5 protein-coding genes are annotated in these 6169 nt (G+C 45.6%); 1 reads left to right on the top strand and 4 read right to left on the bottom strand.

Annotation, left to right across the window (positions count from 1 at the left end; genetic code table 11):
- Positions 1-54: 54 nt before the first annotated feature.
- Positions 55-1029 carry a TDT family transporter gene (locus AACQ21_RS09890; protein WP_013868491.1) on the bottom strand — a complete coding sequence of 325 codons (975 nt, stop codon included), beginning with the start codon at positions 1027-1029 and terminating at the stop codon, positions 55-57.
- Positions 1030-1177: 148 nt separating this feature from the next.
- Positions 1178-2575 (bottom strand): H(+)/Cl(-) exchange transporter ClcA, encoded by a 1398-nt coding sequence (gene clcA / locus AACQ21_RS09885; protein ID WP_105976847.1) that lies wholly within the window; start codon positions 2573-2575, stop codon positions 1178-1180.
- Positions 2576-3067: 492 nt separating this feature from the next.
- Between clcA and AACQ21_RS09880 the strand changes: the two genes are divergently transcribed.
- Positions 3068-4054, top strand: a complete 987-nt coding sequence (locus AACQ21_RS09880) for a CobW family GTP-binding protein (RefSeq protein ID WP_010320211.1) — start codon at positions 3068-3070, stop codon at positions 4052-4054.
- 117 nt (positions 4055-4171) lie between these two features.
- On the opposite strand, the gene AACQ21_RS09875 is transcribed toward AACQ21_RS09880, so the two are convergent.
- Positions 4172-4891, bottom strand: a complete 720-nt coding sequence (locus tag AACQ21_RS09875) for an ABC transporter ATP-binding protein (RefSeq protein WP_094164813.1) — start codon at positions 4889-4891, stop codon at positions 4172-4174.
- The gene (locus AACQ21_RS09870; protein ID WP_105976846.1) at positions 4884-6167 is read right to left on the bottom strand and encodes an ABC transporter permease; all 1284 of its coding nucleotides are present in this window, start codon (positions 6165-6167) and stop codon (positions 4884-4886) included. Before AACQ21_RS09870 ends, AACQ21_RS09875 begins: the two co-directional genes overlap by 8 nt.
- Positions 6168-6169: the final 2 nt, after the last annotated feature.

The following is a 6169-nucleotide window of genomic DNA, read 5'->3' as shown; positions in this document are numbered from 1 at the left end:
GCCTAGGCTTATCCAGCCCTAATTAATTTTCAATTAAAGATAAATATTAGGTTTTTATTTATTAGCAAATAATTCAGGCCAATACATTTTTATATAACCAATAGAAACCCAAACGACTAAGAAAGTAGCAATAGTCAATTCAAATAACCCAAATTGATGTAACCAGTGCCATTGCGGGTACTGCCCTTCAAAGAAGGTGGTTAAACGATGCATGGCGATAGCACTGATGACAGAAGGGAAGGTCACAGCAGCAATAGACGGTTGAAACTTGAGCCTGAGCAGACGGATATAGCAAAGGTAAATAAGCAGTGTCATGGTGATGGCAATGCCAGCCAGTGCGCCTGTTAATATTGGATCAGGATGAGGGAAGTTGACCAAATACGTCGCGAGGGTGAGGTTAATAGGTGCAGCCATAATCGCGAGTGTTGGGCGTGCGCGTTTAGGTAACATTCCAGCAAACACCAAACGATATAACACTAACGGCAGCATAAAAAAATAGATAGCGATACAGACAGAGACGAGTGTTTCTGAAAAGACAGTGTGGCCAAATTGCGTGCCAGCGAGCGAGCTACTGATTAACCCAACCGGATAAAGAAACCAGCTTGGTACAATATGGCTGATTTTAAAGTTCATGGCCTGAAAACTGAAGAAAAGCAGCATCATGGTGAAGTGCAGCAAGAGCGCGGTAAACCAAATAGGATAAGCAATGAGCGGTGAAATTAAAGCGAGATAATCACTTAAGATCAGTAAAGTCATGCTCATTGGAGCCATCAAGCTACCGGAAAGAGGGTGGCGAATGTCCTCCATGAATGTCTTGAAGCTGGTGAGGTATTTTAGCAAGACAGGCAGCAGTAATAATGCACCGAGCAGTGCCAAATAGGGGCGAATAATGAGACCGACCGAGGGAATATAAAGCGCCCACGCATGCCCGAGGCTGATCACACCTAATGCTAGCGCCGCTTGAGAGGGCGGTGTGCTTTGCACTTGAATTAACCTTTTCCAGTTCAACGATAAACTCCATGTCATCATTTGCTCTAGAAAATGAATAATGTATTTCTAGCAGCCAGCAAACGAGCGCATTATCAAGTTTATCGAGTTGTGGTGCAACATCTCACCTTCTAATTTGTTACTTAGACATAACAATTCGCAGCGGAGTCAATATTCATGAGTCTCACAATTACTCTTTTGGTGGAAGATCTTGTTGTTGCAGCTTGGCATTTTTCAAGGTGCGATGGAGCAACTGACTATAAATGGGTTGGCCGCCAAGTAATTGAGCGAAAATAACCGCGCCAAGGCTAGTAATAATCAGCGGTAAAATTAAATAATAATTATTGGTCATTTCAATAACTAACAAAATACCTGTAATGGGTGCGCGAACCGTTGCGGCAAACAGTGCACCCATGCCTGCAATGGCGAACATTCCTGGGTCAATCGCTAATTGTGGTAACAGTTCTTGCGCAATCAGGCCAAAGGCGTAACCAAACAGAGTACCTAATGCCAGCATTGGCGCAAAAATCCCGCCCGGAGCACCAGAACCAAAGCAGATCAAGGTGGTAAAAATACGACCAATGAACAAAAGCAGCAAGATAGCGGCACCATAGTCACCATTGGTGATATTAGGGATCAGTGAGATGCCACCCCCAGTCAATTCTGGAATATACAATAAAGTTAAGCCAAAACAGCCTCCCAATAGTGAACCCGTGAGTAAATATCGCTTACGATCATTGCGATGAATTCTGGCAAAAATATCTTGTGATAGTGTGATTAAACGGTTGAATAGCACACCGAAAATACCAAACAGTCCCCCAAGCAGCAGAAACAGCCACAGTGAAGCCAGCTCTGGTGCTTGATATTGCGGCATCTGGATCACAGCATGTTGGCCATTAATCACACGAAAGACGATATTTGCCGCTACCGCAGAGACAATAACAGCACGTACTGAAATGAGGGTATAGCGAAACTGCGGGCGCATCTCCTCTATCACAAACATGATGCCTGCCATCGGCGCATTAAATGCGGCAGCTAGGCCTCCAGCTGCGCCAGACGCTAAGAGTGAGTGGCGGGTATCATCATTTTTGATGCGGAAAATATCCGACACCATTCGGCCAATGGCTCCCCCCATTTGAACCGTGGGCCCTTCACGTCCCAAAACCATACCAGAACCTAAGGCGCCCATACCGCCAAAAAACTTCACTGGCAGTACTCGCCACCAACGAACGGGGCGCATACCATCCATCGCGCCTTCAATTTCAGGAATGCCAGAACCGGCGGCTTCGGGCGCAAACCGGTGCACAAGGAAATAACCGATAAACGCCAACGCTGCACTGATAAGAAAAGCGGCCAACCACAAGGGTAAGATATTACCAATCTCACTTTTTAACCACTCGGTGCGTGTTTCCGAAACCAAGTGCACAGCGGCTTCAAAGTAAGTACCAACAATCCCAGCAAGAATACCGACAATGAGTGAAAGAAAAAGGATTGAGAGTGGTGTTTTGTCCTTAGAGAGAAATTGGTTAATCGTATCTTTTGGAACTTTTGCAAGCAGTGACTGTTTCAATCTCTCTCTTTTGGTCATGTAAAAAAGGGCCTCGATTGGTAAATGTGAACATATTTTGTTACAGAATTATACGCGCCAAAGCCGTTAACTATAGCGTCAAAGCTGCAATGTTGATTTCCATATCTGGAAGATGGAGAGATTCTCTACTAAAAACGAGATCTGAGTTAAAAATGAGTTAAAAAAACAGAGATTGAACCTTGCTAAGCCAGCCAAATGAACCATAGTTAAAGCGTAAGGCAGATTCAGATATCGTACAGGGAGGAATTCAAGCCTTACCTACAATTTGGATGGAATCAGCAATATTTCAATTCTATGTCCTCGTTTATGATCGGGTTGCATCTATAGTCCTCCCGATTCGCGAACTCACGATTGAGTTACGAGGGGAAAGGCGCGCTCACCGTAGTGCGCCTTTTGTCGTTTATGTACCTCGGCTCATTGTTGCCTGTCTAACTGGCAAACCATGCACTGGCTTCTTATTTCGGTATATACTGCCGCAAAAGGAGTGCTGACATGACAAAAAAAGTACCAACTAACATTATTACCGGTTTTCTTGGTGTAGGAAAAACGACGGCCATTTTGAATTTATTGAAGAATAAACCTGCTGATGAAAAGTGGGCGGTATTGGTCAATGAGTTTGGAGAAATTGGTATTGATGGGGCGATGATGTCTGACCAAGGCGCGCTGATCAAAGAAGTACCGGGCGGCTGTATGTGCTGTACCGCGGGTGTTCCTATGTCTGTTGGAATTAACGCCTTACTTAGGCAAAAGCCCGATCGTCTATTAATTGAGCCAACAGGGCTTGGGCACCCTAAGCAAGTGGTGGCAACTTTAACTTCTGATCAATATGCACCGTATGTCGATTTAAAAGCCACGATCACTTTAGTGGATCCGCGCAACTTGCGTAATGAAAAATACACATCCAACCAAAATTTTAATGACCAATTGGCCAGTGGTGATGTGGTGATTGGCAACAAAGTGGATCAATGCACTAGTGCTGATGTGGATGCGTTTAATGACTGGGTGACTGATCAATCACCCGCGAAGATTTTTAGCAAGTTAGTCAAGCAAGGTGAGTTGCCTTTAGAATTATTAGATATTGAACGTCTTCACGGCGCAGCTTCTACTCATATTGAAGCGCATCACCATCATCATGCTTCGTTAGAACCACAGTTTGCCTTACAGCCGGGTAAAGCGTTTGTGCGCAAAGAAAATCGGGGCCAAGGTTATTTCAGTTGTGGTTGGTTAATCGGCGCTGAATACCATTTTGATTTTGATGAGCTTTTTTCTATGCTGAGTGCCCTGACCGCTGAGCGTGTTAAGGCGGTCGTCAATACCGATAAAGGATGTTACGCCTTCAACATCAACCAAGGAGTCGTTTCAGTGAATGAGATGAGCTTAGAAGGGTTTGAATCACGCTTAGAAGTGATTGACTCACAGCTCATGCCATGGGATCAACTCGAAGCGGTATTGCTGAAATTGGCGGGTATCTCTCAATAGGATCCAAAGAAAAAACCAACAAAGAAAGAACAAAGAAAAAATGAACTAAGAAAGGCGAACTGGAACGGCTTCGTCTTTCTCGTTCACTTTATAACTTCTTACAATGCGTTGAGCTATTTATGGCTGCCTTGTTGCGTGATCAACGCGTTCATCAGATAAAATCTGCCCATCTTTGATATTCACTATTCTGTGAGTTCGCTTCGCTAATGCGAGATCGTGAGTGACGACAATAAGTGTTCGTCCTTCTTGATGAAGCTCATTGAACAGGGCTTCAATTTCAGCGCCTGATTTTGAATCTAACGCACCTGTCGGTTCGTCGGCTAAGATAATTTGCGGATCATTGACCAACGCGCGTGCAATCGCCACCCGCTGTTTTTGCCCCCCCGAGAGCTGGTTGGGTTTATGCTGCATGCGATCGCCAAGCCCCACTTTTTCTAATAGTGTTGCTGCACGTGCTCGGCGCTCTTTTAATTTTACTCCGCGATAGACCAAGGGTAGGGCGACGTTATCGAGAGCATTAGCGTATTCGAGCAGGTTGAAACTTTGAAAAACAAAGCCAATTTTTTGATTACGAATATGAGCCAATTGATGGCTGCTGAGCGAGGCGACCGCCTTGTCGTCCAACTGATATTCACCCGATGTAGGAACATCCAAGCAACCGAGGATATTCATTAAGGTTGATTTACCCGAGCCTGATGGCCCTAGAATAGAGAGAAATTCGCCTTTTTGAATCGATAGCGAAACGCCGTCTAATGCTTTGACCAACTCTTCACCACTGTGATAGTGCTTGCTGATATTGGTCAATTGAACAAGGTTCGGTAAGTTTTGTTTATTCACTTTGTAATGCCTCTAATGGCGTAATGCTAGCCGCGCGATTGGCGGGAAACCACGCGGCAATCACACCGACAATCGCCAGTGCCGCGATCACAAGAAAGACAATCGAAAACGACAGTTCGGGTAAGGGTTTCCCTAATTGCTCAAACAGCATATTGCCTTCTAAGGGAGCGTATCTTAATAAGGTGATCAGCCCGTAAGTGGATCCTAAGCCAGCTAAACCGCCAAGTGACATCGTGAGCAAGGCTTGCACTAAATAATGGAGTTTGATGGTGGTTGGCGTAGCTCCGACGGCCATTCGTACACCGATGTCTCGCGTGGATCGTTTTACCGTGGCGTACATGACATTGGCAATACCAATGCCTGCTACGCCGAGGGTAATAAGCCCAATAATGCCCAAAAAGCCTTGTAGACCAAATAAGAAACGGCGCATGCTTTTTTGCCTCAATAGCATGTCTTCGACTTGCAAGAGCTGCGTATCTGAAGCACTGGCACCGTACTTTCTGGCAATCACTTGCTTAATCACTTGCGCGGCTTTTTCGCGATCAACCGTGGCATTGAGCTGCACATTGATCGCTGCAATCGCTGCGTTGGGGTTAAAACGTTGCCAAGTGCGAAAAGGCACAAATACCGAGTAGTCAATAGGGGTTCCTTGTTCTACCTCTGCACTTGTCTGCGCTATCACGCCGATAATGGTAAATTTTTCATCACCTATTTTTATCAATTGACCTACAGGGTTTATGCTCAGCGTCTGGGGTTCCAGCCAACTCCAACCATCCTCAGTATTGAACAGCTGTACTGCTGCTTTATAACCGAGTACAACCACTTTACGCTGCTGTTGATTATCGAGCGGGTTGATCCATCGCCCTCCTTTGGCTATCTCAATACCAGTTAAAGACTGATATTCTGGGTTAACCGCTAGCGGGCGCTGCCAGGTGCCATTGTCTTGATTACTGACGCGTTTATCCCATTGTGCGCTGACTTCAGCGCGTTGGATAAAGGGCAGTGCGCGAACAAGCTCAACATCATCCGCTTGCAAAGAGAGGGCTTTCCCTTCAAAAAAGCGTCCGGCGGTCTGGCTGGCATAACCCCCGGTCACATAGAGTAAATTGCCATTGCCACTTTGTGATGAGCGTGTCAGTCCTTGGCGTAATCCTTCGCCTGTTGCGAGCATGGTGGCGATGCAAAGTGTGCCCCAAGCCACCGCTAAAATAGTGAGTAGCAAGCGCAGTTTTTCGGCCGCCATCTCTTGATAAATTTGCCTGATAGGTAACATCATTA

The sequence above is a fragment of the Vibrio sp. V01_P9A10T6 genome (genome assembly GCF_963877065.1).
Taxonomy (GTDB): Bacteria; Pseudomonadota; Gammaproteobacteria; order Enterobacterales; family Vibrionaceae; genus Vibrio; species Vibrio anguillarum.
Note: the sequence above shows the minus strand (reverse complement) of the source record. Positions and strands in the feature narration are given on the sequence as shown.

Excerpts from the sequence above, each read along its gene's own strand:
- AACQ21_RS09890 (WP_013868491.1), bottom strand. The coding sequence starts at position 1,029 with ATGATGACATGGAGTTTATCGTTGAACTGGAAAAGGTTAATTCAAGTG.
- clcA (WP_105976847.1), bottom strand. The coding sequence starts at position 2,575 with ATGACCAAAAGAGAGAGATTGAAACAGTCACTGCTTGCAAAAGTTCCA.
- AACQ21_RS09880 (WP_010320211.1), top strand. The coding sequence starts at position 3,068 with ATGACAAAAAAAGTACCAACTAACATTATTACCGGTTTTCTTGGTGTA.
- AACQ21_RS09870 (WP_105976846.1), bottom strand. The coding sequence starts at position 6,167 with ATGATGTTACCTATCAGGCAAATTTATCAAGAGATGGCGGCCGAAAAA.